The 13,635-nt window shown below is 60.0% G+C and carries 16 protein-coding genes; 13 read left to right on the forward strand and 3 right to left on the reverse strand.

Annotated features, from left to right (window positions below):
• Positions 1-33: 33 nt before the first annotated feature.
• Together glyS and AC0V6X_RS06060 are read right to left on the reverse strand one after the other, a co-directional pair.
• A complete protein-coding gene (glyS, locus tag AC0V6X_RS06055; RefSeq protein ID WP_486183689.1) occupies positions 34-2,532 on the reverse strand; it encodes a glycine--tRNA ligase subunit beta in 2,499 nt (832 codons plus the stop codon).
• The gene (locus tag AC0V6X_RS06060) at positions 2,532-3,401 is read right to left on the reverse strand and encodes a glycine--tRNA ligase subunit alpha (protein WP_486185521.1); all 870 of its coding nucleotides are present in this window, start codon (positions 3,399-3,401) and stop codon (positions 2,532-2,534) included. The genes glyS and AC0V6X_RS06060 overlap by 1 nt, the downstream gene beginning before the upstream one ends.
• A gap of 334 nt (positions 3,402-3,735) precedes the next feature.
• Between AC0V6X_RS06060 and AC0V6X_RS06065 the strand changes: the two genes are divergently transcribed.
• From AC0V6X_RS06065 to ychF, 13 genes are all read left to right on the forward strand, one after another.
• Entirely contained in the window at positions 3,736-4,095 is a 360-nt protein-coding gene (locus AC0V6X_RS06065; protein WP_486183690.1) for a UrcA family protein, read from the forward strand.
• Positions 4,096-4,281: 186 nt separating this feature from the next.
• Positions 4,282-4,725 carry a hypothetical protein gene (locus AC0V6X_RS06070; protein WP_486183691.1) on the forward strand — a complete coding sequence of 148 codons (444 nt, stop codon included), beginning with the start codon at positions 4,282-4,284 and terminating at the stop codon, positions 4,723-4,725.
• Entirely contained in the window at positions 4,725-5,120 is a 396-nt protein-coding gene (locus AC0V6X_RS06075; RefSeq protein ID WP_486183692.1) for a hypothetical protein, read from the forward strand. Before AC0V6X_RS06070 ends, AC0V6X_RS06075 begins: the two co-directional genes overlap by 1 nt.
• A 4-nt stretch (positions 5,121-5,124) precedes the next feature.
• The gene (locus tag AC0V6X_RS06080; RefSeq protein ID WP_486183693.1) at positions 5,125-5,325 is read left to right on the forward strand and encodes a helix-turn-helix transcriptional regulator; all 201 of its coding nucleotides are present in this window, start codon (positions 5,125-5,127) and stop codon (positions 5,323-5,325) included.
• Positions 5,322-5,954: a hypothetical protein gene (locus AC0V6X_RS06085; RefSeq protein ID WP_486183694.1), complete on the forward strand. Its 633-nt coding sequence runs from the start codon at positions 5,322-5,324 to the stop codon at positions 5,952-5,954. The genes AC0V6X_RS06080 and AC0V6X_RS06085 overlap by 4 nt, the downstream gene beginning before the upstream one ends.
• 71 nt (positions 5,955-6,025) lie before the next feature.
• Positions 6,026-6,961 (forward strand): TraB/GumN family protein, encoded by a 936-nt coding sequence (locus AC0V6X_RS06090; RefSeq protein WP_486183695.1) that lies wholly within the window; start codon positions 6,026-6,028, stop codon positions 6,959-6,961.
• Complete coding sequence (locus tag AC0V6X_RS06095; protein WP_486183696.1) at positions 6,961-7,854, forward strand: TraB/GumN family protein; 894 nt, start codon at positions 6,961-6,963, stop codon at positions 7,852-7,854. Before AC0V6X_RS06090 ends, AC0V6X_RS06095 begins: the two co-directional genes overlap by 1 nt.
• A 112-nt stretch (positions 7,855-7,966) precedes the next feature.
• Positions 7,967-8,638: a 50S ribosomal protein L25/general stress protein Ctc gene (locus AC0V6X_RS06100; protein WP_486183697.1), complete on the forward strand. Its 672-nt coding sequence runs from the start codon at positions 7,967-7,969 to the stop codon at positions 8,636-8,638.
• A gap of 344 nt (positions 8,639-8,982) precedes the next feature.
• Positions 8,983-9,552, forward strand: a complete 570-nt coding sequence (gene pth, locus AC0V6X_RS06105) for an aminoacyl-tRNA hydrolase (RefSeq protein WP_486183698.1) — start codon at positions 8,983-8,985, stop codon at positions 9,550-9,552.
• A gap of 23 nt (positions 9,553-9,575) precedes the next feature.
• A complete protein-coding gene (locus AC0V6X_RS06110) occupies positions 9,576-10,193 on the forward strand; it encodes a CPBP family intramembrane glutamic endopeptidase (protein WP_486183699.1) in 618 nt (205 codons plus the stop codon).
• Positions 10,194-10,237: 44 nt separating this feature from the next.
• Positions 10,238-11,230 (forward strand): SDR family oxidoreductase, encoded by a 993-nt coding sequence (locus tag AC0V6X_RS06115; RefSeq protein ID WP_486183700.1) that lies wholly within the window; start codon positions 10,238-10,240, stop codon positions 11,228-11,230.
• 147 nt (positions 11,231-11,377) lie between these two features.
• Positions 11,378-11,602, forward strand: coding sequence for a PEP-CTERM sorting domain-containing protein (locus AC0V6X_RS06120; protein ID WP_486183701.1), 225 nt, complete (start codon positions 11,378-11,380; stop codon positions 11,600-11,602).
• Between the two features lie 169 nt (positions 11,603-11,771).
• A complete protein-coding gene (gene ychF, locus AC0V6X_RS06125) occupies positions 11,772-12,872 on the forward strand; it encodes a redox-regulated ATPase YchF (protein WP_486183702.1) in 1,101 nt (366 codons plus the stop codon).
• A gap of 34 nt (positions 12,873-12,906) precedes the next feature.
• On the opposite strand, the gene AC0V6X_RS06130 is transcribed toward ychF, so the two are convergent.
• The gene (locus tag AC0V6X_RS06130) at positions 12,907-13,422 is read right to left on the reverse strand and encodes a PilZ domain-containing protein (RefSeq protein ID WP_486183703.1); all 516 of its coding nucleotides are present in this window, start codon (positions 13,420-13,422) and stop codon (positions 12,907-12,909) included.
• Positions 13,423-13,635 lie beyond the last annotated feature (213 nt).

The raw sequence follows: 13,635 nt of genomic DNA on the forward strand, positions 1-13,635 counted from the left end.
CGGAAGGGGTATGTATGATGGGGTTGAGCGCACTCACCCCTCAATCCTGCTGAAATCCGCCACGCGGCCAACGGCTGTGGTGAAAGCGCTGAGCAGATTGAGCCGCGCCTCCCGCTTGGCCGGGTCATCATCGTTCACGGTCACATCTTCGAAGAAGGCGTCAATCGGCGCACGCAAGGTCGCCAGAGCCGCCATCGAATTGCCAAAGCGCTCCTCCGTCACCGCGCTCTCCGCTGTCGGAGCCGCTTGCCCAAGCGCATCGATCAGAGCCTGCTCTGCGGGTTCAGGGGTATATGGGAGGTCATTGCCTACAATCTCGTCATCCCGGCCCCAAAATCCAATGGCTCGCCGGGATCCCGCTTCTTGTGCTCCATCAGAAGTAAAGCTGGACCCCGGATCAAGTCCGGGGTGACGGTTGGAAGCAGTTTCCCATTCCTCTTTCTTGAGGATATTCGCCGCACGCTTGTAGCCGGCAAGGAGGTTCGTGCCGTCCTCGGTCTCGATGAAGCTTTGGAGGGCATGGACGCGGGCGAGCAGCCGGACAAGATCGTCCTCCCCGCCAAGCGCGAACACGGCGTCGATGAGGTCGTGCCGGACACCTGCCTCGCGCTGTTGGACTTTTAGGCGGTCGGCGAAGAAGTCGAGTAATCCTTCTATAACTGTCTCTCGGCGCATGAGGAATTGCACTGCTTTCTCAGCAAAACGAGGCGACAAACCTTCCGCAGCTTTTTCCATTGTTTCGGAATTGACGGTTGGCGTAGCGGCCTTTATGGCCAGCAGAAGCGTTGTTGCGTCGGCAGAAAGCTCCCGAGACAAGCGATCCACATTTGAAAAGTTCAGTTGCTCCGTCGCGATCTGATTGATTGATAGTCTCAACTGAGAGGCCGCAATGATCGCCAAAGCTCCCACTGCTGCTCGCCTCAATGCAAACGGGTCTTTCGAGCCAGTCGGCCTCTCTTCAATGTCGAAGAAAGAGAATAGCGTGTCCAACTTATCCGCCAACGACACCGCCACCGTCACCGGAGCAGTCGGAACTTCATCCCCCTGCCCCACGGGTTTGTAGTGGTCGCGAATGGCGTCGGAGACTTCGCTCGAAAGCCCCTCTTTCTCCGCATAGTAGCCGCCCATCAGGCCTTGCAGCTCGGGGAACTCTCCGACCATTTCGGTGACAAGGTCGGCCTTGCACAGGCGCGCGGCCTGTTCGGCGTAGTTGGCCAGTTCCTCCTTCGTCATCCCGGCCCCCGAGCCGGGATCCCGCTTTTCTTCTGTTGTGCTTGAAGAAGCGGGACCCCGGATCAAGTCCGGGGTGACGACATCTTCTTCAACCAACCACCGCGCCAGCTTCGCAACCCGCTCAACCTTGTCGGCGACGGTGCCAAGCTTCTCGTGGAAGGTGATCCGCTCCAGACCCTTGGCGTGCTCTGCCAAAGTCTTCTTCTGATCTAGCTCCCAAAAGAAGCGCGCATCGGACAGGCGCGCGGCGAGCACCTTGCGATTGCCGTCGACCACCACGGCGGGGTCGATTGAGGCAAGGTTGGCGGTGCAGATGAAGGCGTTGGCGAGTTCCTCCCTCTCCCCTTCAGGGGAGGGGGCCGGGGGGTGGGGAGCGGCGGCTGAGCTGCTCGCTGCGCTCGCCCCCTCTCCCAACCCTCTCCCCTCAAGGGGAGAGGGCTTTCGGCACACAAAATATTTCTGGTTCACGCGCGCGGTGAGCTGGATGACTTCGGGCGGCACGTCGAGGTAATCCTCGTCAAACCGCCCCAGCAGCGGCTCCGGCCATTCGGTGAGGCCGGCATTTTCGACCACCAAACCTTCGTCCTCAACCAGATTGAGGCCAGCTTGTTCAGCAGCTTTACGCGCGCCTTCGCGGATGATGTTGGCGCGTTCCTCGTGGTCGACGATCACGCTCGCCTCGCGCAAGTTTCCGGCATAGACGTCCGCGCTTGATATCTCGATGGGGCCTGCCGAATGGAACCGGTGTCCCATGGTGGTCCGACCACTTGCCAGCCCATCGGTGACGCAGGGGACAACCTCTCCATCGAGCAGAGCGATGATCCCAGACAAAGGCCGCACCCAGCGCGTGCTTTCGCTGCTGATCGAGGCCTCGCCCCAGCGCATCGATTTCGGCCAGCTGAAGTCGCGGATGATGACGGGGATCGCGGCGGCGAGGAGGTCGGCAACCGCCTGCCCCGGCTTCTCGATCACGGCAAAGTAGGTCGCGCGGCCCTTTACCTCGCGCTCTTCCAGCTGATCGCGGGTGACGCCGTTCTTGCGGCAGAAGCCGTCGACCGCTTGATCGGGAGCGCCAACCGGAGGCCCCTTAGCCTCGTCGCGCACAGCCTCGGTTTCGGTCGGAAGGTCACGCGCAATCAGAGCGAGACGACGCGGAGTGGACCAGATGGTGAGCTCGCCGGTTGCGACGCCTGCGGCCTGCATCTCGCGGGTGAAGAGTTTCTCCAGCTCCTTGCGAGCGCCCGCCTGCATCCGGGCAGGGATCTCTTCACAGCGCAGTTCGAGAAGGAAATCGGCCATCAGTTGAGGCTCCATTCCGGATATTTCTCGGCCCATTCGGGCGCCATCTGCTCGGCATAGGCGGCGCAGGAACCGCGCGCCAGATCGCGCACGCGGCCCATGTAAGAGGCGCGCTCCTGCACGCTGATCACGCCGCGCGCTTGCAGCAGGTTGAAGATATGGCTTGCCTCGACCGCCTGCTCATAAGCGGCAATGGGGACATTGTTGGCGAGCGCGTTCTGGCACTCAGCCTCCGCCTTGCCGAACAGGTCGAACAGAGCGTCGGTGTCGGCGACCTCAAAGTTCCACTTCGACATCTGCTTTTCGTTTTCGAGGAACACCTCGCCGTAGCTCACGCCGCGTCCGTTGAAGTCGAGGTCGTAGACGTTGTCGACGCCCTGAATATACATTGCGAGCCGTTCGAGCCCATAGGTCAGCTCGCCTGCGACCGGCTTGCAGTCAAAGCCGCCCATTTGCTGGAAATAGGTGAACTGGGTGACTTCCATCCCGTCGCACCAGACCTCCCAGCCCAGGCCCCATGCGCCGAGCGTCGGCGATTCCCAGTCATCCTCAACAAAGCGGATGTCGTGTTTGAGCGGGTCGATGCCGATCGCGGAGAGGCTGGCGAGGTAAAGCTCCTGAATGTCGCTGGGCGATGGCTTCAGGATGACTTGGTACTGATAATAGTGCTGGAGCCGGTTGGGGTTCTCCCCATAGCGGCCATCAGTGGGCCTGCGGCAGGGCTGCACGAAAGCGGCGTTCCACGGCTCAGGCCCAAGCGCGCGCAGGGTGGTCGCGGTATGAAACGTGCCCGCACCCATGCGCATATCATAGGGCTGCAAGATCACGCATCCTTGCGCCGACCAGAAATCGTGCAGCGTCAGGATCATGTCCTGAAAAGACTTGGTGGGGTCGCGCGCCGGGATCGGCTTCGCCTCAAGCTCGGTATCCATGGCGCATGCCCATTCCCGATTCGCCGTGCGGGGTCAATGGTGCACTGCACAAGGATGCGATTCGACACACAGGTGAGCGCGGTTTCTGACGTGTTTTGGACAGGCGAAAATGGCGGAATTCTGCGGTTTTGGTCATGCTCACCTTACACGAAGTCAGGTTGTCTTGACATTGTCAGCGACTCGCTACATAAAGTAAGGGCAACCTGACATTTCGGAAGGTTGATACGACAAACAGCTCTCCCTCCCCAGGAGACCTAACCGGAGAAATCCCATGCGTTCTTTCGTTCTTATCCCCGCCCTGATCGCCGCCACCCTGATTGCCGCACCGGCCACCGCATCGGCAGGGTCGAGCGACTTTGCGATCGATGTCCAAACCAGTGATCTCGACCTTGCTGATGCAGGCGATGTGACGGAACTCAACCAACGGATTAACGCTCAGGTCCGCCGCGCTTGCTCCACCGGAAGCCGCGACATGGCGTCGATCCGCCTTGAGCGCGAATGCCGCCAAAGCGCGCTTGCCGCCGCCGAGCCGCAGGTTCGTCTTGCCATCGCTCAGGCCCGCCTCGACCGCGTTCGCCTGGCTGAGAATGCTTCCCCGCAAGCATCAAGCACGGCCACTCCAGGCGCTTGATGCCCTTGTCCGCCTCCGCTTGGCTCGGGTCCACCCTGACAAAGAGCCTAAGCGGAGGCGGCACCCCCTTCCCTCCTCGCGAGATTTCAACATCCCGCTTCCCCCCTCGAATTGCTCTCAAGCCCCCAACCCGCAACACTCCGCCGCAGTGCCAGATCGGCAGCAACGCATCGTCAGGAGCCGTAAGTGAATAAAGAGCCAGCCATCTCTGACCGCCAGCGCAAGGTCGACCGCTTCTTCCGAGCGGCCCTTATCGGCGGCGTAGCTTGGACAGTGTCCTTCGTGATGTATCTGAGCCTGCTCGCGCTCGGTATGGCTCAAAGTTCGGTGGTGACCTGGCTCAATTTCGGACTGTTTCTCATCGCGTTCACAGCTGTCATCATCCAGTTCCGCAATCGCGATGCGGATGAGTTCACGGCAGAGCACTGGAACGCCGCAGCGAGCTGGGCCTTTATCGCGACCGCGGGATGGATGTTCTTCGCCGTGGTGATCGAGCGCTCTCTGGCCTCTGCCCTGTTCTATTTCACCGGCACCACGTTTCAGCCGGTCTACGCCTATTTCCTCGCCTTCCACGTGCCGATGTTCACCTTCTACGCGGTGTTCTTCGTGCGCCATCTGAGAGAGATGTGATGAACAAAGCCACCATCTTCATGAATGCCGGATGGGTTGGATTGGCATGCCTTGCCGTCTGGGCTGTCAGCGCGAGCGTTGAGCTGCCCAAGGCTGTGGGTGTGTCATGCGCGATCCTGACCGTTCTGGCCTGTTGGGTAATGCTCTTCACCCGCAACGCGGATGAGTACACGCGCGGCCTGTGGACCTCGGCTGCAAGCTTTGCCTTCGCTGCGATGTTGCTGCTTTTCCTTGGAATGCCCTTTGTGGAAGGCTTCTATGACGGATTGCGCAGCGGGTTCGATGACGAGAACCGTGACACTTACAGCCAAGATTTAACCCCAGAAGTCAGCATCGTGGTCGCCATCGGCGCCTTCTACGTTGGCCTCTTCTGGAAACGTGTGCGGGGAGGTTGAGCCGATGAAAAACCGCCTCAAAGTCTTACGCGCCGAACGGGACTGGTCGCAGGCTGAGCTAGCCGGGCACCTCGATGTGTCGCGCCAGGCTGTGAACGCGATTGAGACCGGCAAGCACGACCCTTCCCTCCCCCTCGCCTTTCGCATTGCTCGTCTGTTCGACATGAGCATCGAGGAAATTTTCGACGACGGAGACGCCGCATGAACAACGATGAAGAAACCGGCATGCCAGCCTCTCTCAAGAAGCTCCTGATCGCATGTATTGGCGGCGTTGTGATGCTGTTTATCGCCGGAATGCTGGCGGGCTACACGGCCAAGGCGCTGGAATATGATGAGCTTATCCTGCGAGATTATGGCTATATTGGCGGGCTTTCAGCACTGCTGATCCTGATCGCTTTTGTTTGCTGGAAGCTTTGGCCCGAACGCAGCGATGAGATCGTCGCTGAAAGCACGCGCAAATCGACGCTGCTCCTCCAATTGTCCTGCGGCGTGGGCGCCTTGATAGCTGTGGCCTTACTGTTCACCGAAGGCGCTGAAGATTACTCGCTGTTCTCAAACGGGCCAATCAGCCCCGGCTTCGCATTGTTTGCGATTGCAGTCTGGTTCGTTCTTGTTCCACCTCTCACCTGGAAGTGGTGGCGCACCGTCGATGAGCATGAGGCTTCTGCCTACGCCGATGGAGCACTCGTCGCGGGCCATGCCTACATCTTTATTGCTCCGGCCTGGTGGCTGGCGACGCGCGCCGGATGGTTGCCCGCGCAAGATCCGATGATCGTGTTTTTGATTGTCTGTTTTATCTGGACCGCCGTCTGGTTCTATCGCCGCTATTTCTAGACCCGGCTCCCTTGTTCACCCCTCCCTCATTCAATTCCCCTAACCCCGACCCTTCGAAAGGAAATCCCCCGATGAAACTTGCCAAATTGCTCTCGTCCTCAACCGCTGTCGCTGCATTGATGTTTGCGCCGCCCGTTTGGGCTGATGACCACGCTGAGGCTCCTGTTGAAACCGCAGCAGAGGCGCTCCCAAGCGGCCCCGAAGGCCCAGCGCTTTGGAAGGTCGCCGACGAAGACACGACGATCTACCTGTTCGGCACGATCCACGCGCTCGACCCGAGTGTTGTGTGGTATGATGCGGAGATCGACGCGGCGCTGCAATCATCCGACACGGTTGTGACCGAGGTGTTGATGGACCCGCAGAATGAGGCTGCCGCACAGCGCCTGATGCTGGAGCTTGGCACGTTTACTGACGGCACCACGCTGCGCTCGCTTCTGAACGAAGAGCAGAACGCAGCCTATGCCGCAGCCCTCGGAGGTCTCGGCATTCCAGAGGCCGCCTTGCCGCAAATGGACATTTACGAGCCATGGCAGATGGGTCTGACGATGGTTTACCTGCCGCTGCTGATGCAGGGCTATGACCTTAATGCAGGCGTCGACAAGGTCATCCTGTCCAAGGCCGGCGACAAAGAGCGCGGCGCATTGGAGACGCTCGAATATTCGCTCGGCGCGCTTGATGGCCTCAGCATGGAAACGCAAATCGAATTTCTGATGCTGAGCGTCGAAGGCGTCGGCGAAGTGCGTCAGGCACTCGATGCGATGGTCGCCACTTGGGTCGCGGGCGATGCAAACTCGCTGGCCGTGATGATGACCGAAGGGATGGATAACCCCGAAATGTTCGACGCCCTGTTCACCAAGCGTAACGCCAATTGGGCCGAGTGGATCGACACGCGCATGGATGAACCGGGCACGGTCTTCATCGCTGTGGGTGCAGGCCATCTGGCGGGCGACAAAAGCGTGCAGGACTTCCTTGCCCAGCGCGACATCACGGTTGAACGGGTCCAGTAATGCTGGCCATTCGCTCTGCCGCATTTACCCTGCTCGGGCTGCTCGCCCTTTCTGCGTGCAGTCCGGGCGAGGATGCGGCTGAGCCCGACTGGCCCTCGCCTGACCCGCTCATTTACGAAATCACCAACTCGCAAGGAGAGGTTGAGGGCTGGATGCTCGGCACGATCCATGCCCTGCCCGATGGCGTTGAGTGGCGCACGGAGGCGATTGACACCGTCGTGGCTGAGGCTGACCTGCTGCTTGTCGAAGTGGCAGAGCTGAACGACGCAGCGGCGCTTGCCACAACCTTCACTTCGCTGGCGACCACGCCCAATATCGGCCCGCTAGAGCCGCGTATTGCGCCTGACTTGCGCGATGATCTGGACGCGATGCTGGAGCGTTCTTCCTATGCTTCATCCGATTTCAACGATGTCGAAGATTGGGCCGCCGCCATCATGCTCGCCCGCGTCGATGCAATGGGGGATCCTTCAAACGGCGTCGACAAGGCTTTGATCGCCGATTTTGCAGACCGCGATGTGCGCGGGTTTGAAAGCGCTGGCGGCCAGCTCGGCATCTTCGATCGCCTTGGGCCAGAGGATCAGCAGGACTTGCTCGAAGGGACAGTGCGCGAGTGGTCGGCGGCGCGGAAGAACCCCGGCAGGCTGATGACCGCGTGGATTGCGGGCGATGAAGCCACTCTGCTCGACGCGACCCGCACCGGGATCATGGCGGACCCTGAACTGCGCGCTGCTCTGCTGACGGACCGCAATGAGGCTTGGATTGCCCCGCTCACTCAGACGCTGGATAGCGATCCCCGCCCCCTCGTCGCGGTGGGAGCTGCGCATATTATCGGGCCGGATGGGCTGGGAACCATGCTCGAAGCCCGCGGCTATACCGTCCGGCGCGTAGAATAATGTTGCGTTTTCCCGCATAATCGCTATCTGCCCGCGCTTCGGCGCTCTGGTCATCCCTGGAGGCGGGGCGTTACGAAGCAACACTGAAATATGCATTCGAAAGGCTGATATTATGAGCGACGCTCTGATTTTGCCCGCCGAAGCGCGCGAACGGGCAGGCAAGGGAGCCTCCCGTGCACTTCGCCGCGAAGGTCGGGTTCCTGCTGTGATTTACGGCGGGAAAGAAGAACCCACAACGATCCACATCGAAGAGAAAGAGCTGGTCAGGCAACTGAACATTGGCGCCTTCATGAACTCGATTGTGAAGATCGATATCAACGGCGAGCAGGTCCGTACCCTGCCTAAAGACGTTGCTCTGCATCCGGTCACTGACCGTCCGACGCACGTAGACTTCTTCCGCCTCGCTCGCGACGCCAAGATCGAAGTCTCGATCCCGGTTGTCTTCGTTGGCGAAGCAGACTCGCCGGGCCTTACCAAAGGCGGCGTTCTCAACGTGGTGCGTCACGATCTTGAACTGATTTGTGAAGCCGACAAGATCCCGGGCGAGATCGAAATTTCGGTCGAAGGCAAGGATGTCGGCGATTCGATCCACATCAGCGAAGTGAACCTGCCCGAAGGCAGCGTAAGCGCGATCACCGACCGCGACTACACCATCGCCACTCTGGTTGCTCCTTCCGCCCTTAAGAAGGAAGAGGAAGAAGAGACCGAAGGCGAAGAAATCGCAGCTGATGAGGTGGAAGCCACCGCACAGAAAGGCGACGAAGGCGAAGAAGGCGGCGAATAAGCCCCTACCCGTTTGCCTCAAACGCAATCACCAAAGCGCCGAGCTGGGAAACCAGCTCGGCGTTTTTGTTTTACGCCCTCAGACGCCGGGCGGCGGCCATCCGGCCGCCTTGGCTTCGCCGCAGTGGCGGCGGCGCGCGGTCGCGCGCTGGCTCGCCTAACGGCTCGCGATCAGCGCCGCCCTTGCATGTTGCACCAAGAATTCCCGGGCGACATTGAAGGCTTGGTCTGGTTCGGTCCGCGACCAGCGGACCGCAAGGGCGACCGCCCGCCCGCAGCGACGCGACCTTCAGGTCGTGTGAGCGAGGAGATTGCGGGCGCGGATGCGCCTGCTAAGGGAGAACAATGCAAATCTGGACAGGCCTTGGAAATCCCGGACCCCAATACGCTCTGCACCGGCACAATGTCGGCTTCATGGCGATGGACGTCATTGCGGACATGTTTGATTTCGGACCCATCCAGAAGAAGTTTCAGGGCTGGGTTCAGGAAGGCCGGATCGGGACGGAGAAAATCCTGCTCCTCAAACCCGCCACATTCATGAATGAAAGCGGGCGCAGCGTCGGAGAGGCGATGCGCCTTTACAAGCTCGACTTGGACGCCCTCACCGTTTTCCATGACGAACTCGACCTCGCACCCTTCAAGGTCAAGGTGAAGCGAGGCGGCGGGACCGCTGGCCACAATGGCCTGCGCTCGATCGACAAACATCTGGGCAAGGACTTCCGCCGAGTGCGCCTCGGCATTGGTCATCCGGGGCATAAGGATCGGGTGAGCGGCTATGTGCTGGGCAATTACGCGAAGGTTGAACAGGACCAGCTAGCCGCCATGCTTGGCGCGGTTGGTGCGGAGGCGGAGTGGCTCGCGAAAGGCGATGACCCGCGCTTTATGAGCGATGTCGCTTTAAGAATGCAGGAATAGCCGTGGCCCATCCTAGCGATGAAATGGCCGCAATGCCCCTGGGCAAGATGCTGGGCCTGGTTTGCGTTCAGGCGGCGCTCTTTACCTTTCTGGGCCTAGGGCTCTGGATGCTGTCCGGCCGTGAAGCCAGCCAGTTCGTCACCTTCGCCCCGCACGAATTCGCCTATGGGATCGCCATCGCCCTCGGTTTCATCCTCAGCGGCCTCATAACCTTCAAGGTCTTCCCAAAGTTTGGCGAACAGATGATCCGGGATCAGGCCTACAGCCTCGCATTCCTAAAGAACAAACTGGGTTTCGGCCCGATCATCGTACTCTCGCTGAGCGCAGGGATTTGGGAGGAGGCGCTTTTTCGCGGCGGTCTTCTGACGCTTGGCAGTGACTATATGCCCTTTTGGCTCGCGCTCGTCGTCAGCTCTGCGCTGTTCGCAGCAATCCACTTGGCCAAAGCGCGCGTTGCGATCTTTATCTTCGTCATCGGCTGCGTGTTCGGCGTGCTGTTCATGCAACTGGAAAGCTTGCTCGCGATGATGATCGGCCATGCGCTCTATGACGTATGGGCCATCTGGTACGTTCAGAATGAGATGGAGCGCCTGCGCGTGTTCGAAGACGATACTGACAAGCTCGACGAAGCCGCTGTCTAGCACTAGGCTCCCGGCCAAACCTGAACCAATTAAGGACGACACCCATGCCCAACATGAACCGCCGCACATTGCTCGCCGGAGCCGCCGCGACCACCGCCTTCGTTGCAGCCGCCAAAGTCGCTGCAGACGATCACGTCTCGGTCGAGCCTGACATGACCGGCAAGAGCGTTCTCATCACGGGCTGCTCAACCGGATTTGGTCGTCTCGCCGCAGAGGATTACGCCCGCAAAGGCGCGCGCGTCTTCGCAACCATGCGCAACCTGCCGCGCGCCGAAGCTGACGAGCTGACCGCCCTTGCCAAAGCGGAAGGCCTCGACCTCCATGTCATCGAGATCGACGTCCAATCCGACGAGCAGGTCGAAGCAGGCGTCGCCAAGGCGATGGAGATCAATGGTGGCCCCATTGACGTGCTGATCAACAATGCCGGCATTTCCTATGGCGGACCGATTGAAATTCAGGACATGAAGGCGACCCAGCACACTTTCGACACCAATGTCTTCGGTCCCCAACGCATGATCCGCGCCTGCCTGCCCGGAATGCGCGAGGCCAAGAGCGGGCTTATCATAAACGTATCCTCACAATTGGGCCGCGTGATCGTGCCTGCTTATGGACAATATTCGCCAAGCAAGTTTGCGCTGGAGGCGCTGAGCGAAGCGCTCGCCTATGAGCTGGTGCCGCACGGCATCGATGTGACAGTGATCCAGCCCGGCGGCTACCCCACCATGATCTGGAAGAACTCCAACGAAAACAGCCTCGCTCTGCTTGGCCGTGCAGAAGAGAAGCACACCGATGGCTACGCCGCGATGATTGAACGGCTGGGCCAGCGCACCGGCGGCGGGACGACCGATCCGATGGATGTCCCCAAGGCCATGGCCGAAGTGATCGCTATGCCCGCAGGCACGCGCCCCCTTCGCCGCGCAGTCCATCCCGGTGCAAAGCCGCAACTCGCAATCAACACGGTCAGCGCCGAAGTGCAGGTCGGCTGGCTGGGCGAATCCGGCTATGGTCCGCTGATCAAGGCTGTGCACAACGTGTGAGGTTAAAGGTTGCGCGGCCACCTTGCTTCAGATTGAGACACGGCCCCGACAGCCCCAAGACGCCCGCATAGTTTTGGGTTAGCAAGCTCTTAATTCTTCACCGCACCTCGTTTCCACGGCGCGGCGTCAGTTGGGATCTTTCTAACCATGCACCTCAAGCCGTTTCACGTGCTGATTATCCTCGCAGCCATTGGCATCGCCGCCACGCCTGCGTCAGCTCTGAAGCCACCACCGCAGGACCCACCGGCGACTGGTTCGTCGGGCAGCTCTTCCGGCGGCACGGCTGTGCCAGAACCTTCGACATTGCTGCTGTTTGGTGGCGGTGCGGCAGCATTCATGATGACAAAGCGTCGTCACAAACAGGCCAAGTAATTGGCATCCAGTTTCTGACTGAGCCCTTCCAGGCACAGTCTTCGGGGCGTTCTCTGCAATTCACGCAGAGAGCGCCCTTCCCGTATCTTGAGCCGCGCTCCCTCTGGTCAAGCGTGCCGACCAGCGCTAAGGCGCTCGCTTCCTAGTCCAATTTCACGAAAGACAACCCATGGGTTTCCGTTGCGGGATTGTGGGACTGCCCAATGTTGGCAAGTCCACTTTGTTCAATGCTCTCACCGAAACGCAGGCTGCACAGGCTGCGAACTATCCGTTCTGCACGATTGAGCCCAATGTCGGCCAAGTCGCGGTCCCGGATGAACGGTTGGAGAAGATCGCCGCCATCGCGAAAAGCGCGAAGGTGATCGCAACGCAGCTCGCATTCGTGGACATTGCAGGCCTTGTGAAGGGCGCAAGTCAGGGCGAAGGTCTGGGCAACCAGTTCCTCGGCAACATTCGTGAAGTGGACGCCATCGTCCACGTGCTGCGCTGCTTTGAGGATGACGATATTCAGCACGTCTCCAACCACGTTGACCCCATTGCTGACGCCGAAGTGGTCGAGACAGAGCTGATGCTGGCTGACCTTGAAAGCCTCGAAAAACGCGTCTCCAATGCGGAAAAGCGCGCCACGGCAGGCGACAAGGATGCCAAAATCCTCGCCAGCGTGTTGGGACAGGCTTTGGAACTGCTCAAAGACGGCAAGCCCGCCCGCCTTGTCGAGCCCAAGGATGACGAGGAAGCGAAGGTCTTCGCGCAGGCCCAGCTCCTCACTGCAAAGCCCGTGCTCTATGTCTGCAACGTTGCAGAGGACGAAGCAGCGACCGGGAATGCCTTGTCGGAAAAGGTCTTCGCAAAAGCCGCTGACGAGGGCGCTCAGGCCGTCGTGGTCTCCGCTGCCATCGAAGCTGAGCTCGTGGGCATGGAGATGGAGGACCGCTCCGAATATCTGGCTGAGCTTGGCCTTGAAGAAAGCGGCCTCGCCCGCGTTATCACCGCTGGCTACACGCTGCTTGGCCTCAAAACCTTCTTCACCGCCGGCCCCAAGGAATCGCGCGCATGGACCTTCCCAGACGGCGCAAAGGCTCCGCAGGCCGCAGGCGAGATCCACACCGATTTCGAAAAAGGTTTCATCCGCGCAGAGACCATCGCCTACGATGATTACATCGAGCTAGGTGGAGAAGGCCCCGCGCGTGACGCCGGCAAATTGCGGCAAGAGGGCAAGGAATATCTGGTCCAGGATGGCGACGTGATGCTGTTCAAGTTCAACGTCTGAGGCGTTGCGTGGCTCGACCAGCTCGGGCCGCACCTTAGCTTCCGCGTCCAAGCCGTTTGACTTGCGGCATCGCTGACCGCTTTGCGCTCTCGTCACCGCCAAGGGCATCATCAAGCTTTTCGACCAGTTCGGCCAGCTCCTCACGTAACTTCTTAAGCTCCGACTGATCGCGCTCATCCTTGCGGACCTTCCGGTCTGACACCAGACTGGCCTCTGTCCCAACCGAGGGGCTAGCCGACGCATTCCCCTCCTTCACAAGCCTGGCGAGGACATGCGCGTCGAGAGGCGCTGTAAACTGGCAGCCACACGCGCCGGTCTTGGTCCACACAATCTCGCCTGCGAGCGACTTGTAGCCTGGGATCGCGATGATGACCCGGTGATTTGGATCGAGCGGTGCCATGCACTCAACCTTGCAACCGCCGCGCGCAATGTCCGTGACAATGGCCGACAATTCCAAACCAACCGCGAATTGTTTTACCCGGACCCGCAGTCGAACCAGGTGCCGCTCATCGCGATCAAAAAACTCGATGTATTTTTGACTAGAGGCCATTGATCACTTTCGCTTCCAAGTCCAACTGGCAAGTCCAATTGGCTTGATAGAAGGTCATGGCTTGCAGCGGATTGAGGCTCGCCTCCGGACTTACCCCTAACGCGCTGTGGCAATGGCGTATCGATCTGGGGGCGTGATGTCTTTCAGCCTCAATGGCCAACTTGGTCCGACAGTTTAACCGCCGCCTATGCCCGCTATGTGTAGTCAGTCGTT

Source organism: Erythrobacter sp. S267 (genome assembly GCF_057365045.1).

Coding starts and splice junctions, on each gene's coding strand:
- glyS (WP_486183689.1), bottom strand. CDS start 2,532: ATGGCCGATTTCCTTCTCGAACTGCGCTGTGAAGAGATCCCTGCCCGG.
- AC0V6X_RS06060 (WP_486185521.1), bottom strand. CDS start 3,401: ATGATCCTGACGCTGCACGATTTCTGGTCGGCGCAAGGATGCGTGATC.
- AC0V6X_RS06065 (WP_486183690.1), top strand. CDS start 3,736: ATGCGTTCTTTCGTTCTTATCCCCGCCCTGATCGCCGCCACCCTGATT.
- AC0V6X_RS06075 (WP_486183692.1), top strand. CDS start 4,725: ATGAACAAAGCCACCATCTTCATGAATGCCGGATGGGTTGGATTGGCA.
- AC0V6X_RS06080 (WP_486183693.1), top strand. CDS start 5,125: ATGAAAAACCGCCTCAAAGTCTTACGCGCCGAACGGGACTGGTCGCAG.
- AC0V6X_RS06085 (WP_486183694.1), top strand. CDS start 5,322: ATGAACAACGATGAAGAAACCGGCATGCCAGCCTCTCTCAAGAAGCTC.
- AC0V6X_RS06090 (WP_486183695.1), top strand. CDS start 6,026: ATGAAACTTGCCAAATTGCTCTCGTCCTCAACCGCTGTCGCTGCATTG.
- AC0V6X_RS06095 (WP_486183696.1), top strand. CDS start 6,961: ATGCTGGCCATTCGCTCTGCCGCATTTACCCTGCTCGGGCTGCTCGCC.
- AC0V6X_RS06100 (WP_486183697.1), top strand. CDS start 7,967: ATGAGCGACGCTCTGATTTTGCCCGCCGAAGCGCGCGAACGGGCAGGC.
- pth (WP_486183698.1), top strand. CDS start 8,983: ATGCAAATCTGGACAGGCCTTGGAAATCCCGGACCCCAATACGCTCTG.
- AC0V6X_RS06110 (WP_486183699.1), top strand. CDS start 9,576: ATGGCCGCAATGCCCCTGGGCAAGATGCTGGGCCTGGTTTGCGTTCAG.
- AC0V6X_RS06115 (WP_486183700.1), top strand. CDS start 10,238: ATGCCCAACATGAACCGCCGCACATTGCTCGCCGGAGCCGCCGCGACC.
- AC0V6X_RS06120 (WP_486183701.1), top strand. CDS start 11,378: ATGCACCTCAAGCCGTTTCACGTGCTGATTATCCTCGCAGCCATTGGC.
- ychF (WP_486183702.1), top strand. CDS start 11,772: ATGGGTTTCCGTTGCGGGATTGTGGGACTGCCCAATGTTGGCAAGTCC.
- AC0V6X_RS06130 (WP_486183703.1), bottom strand. CDS start 13,422: ATGGCCTCTAGTCAAAAATACATCGAGTTTTTTGATCGCGATGAGCGG.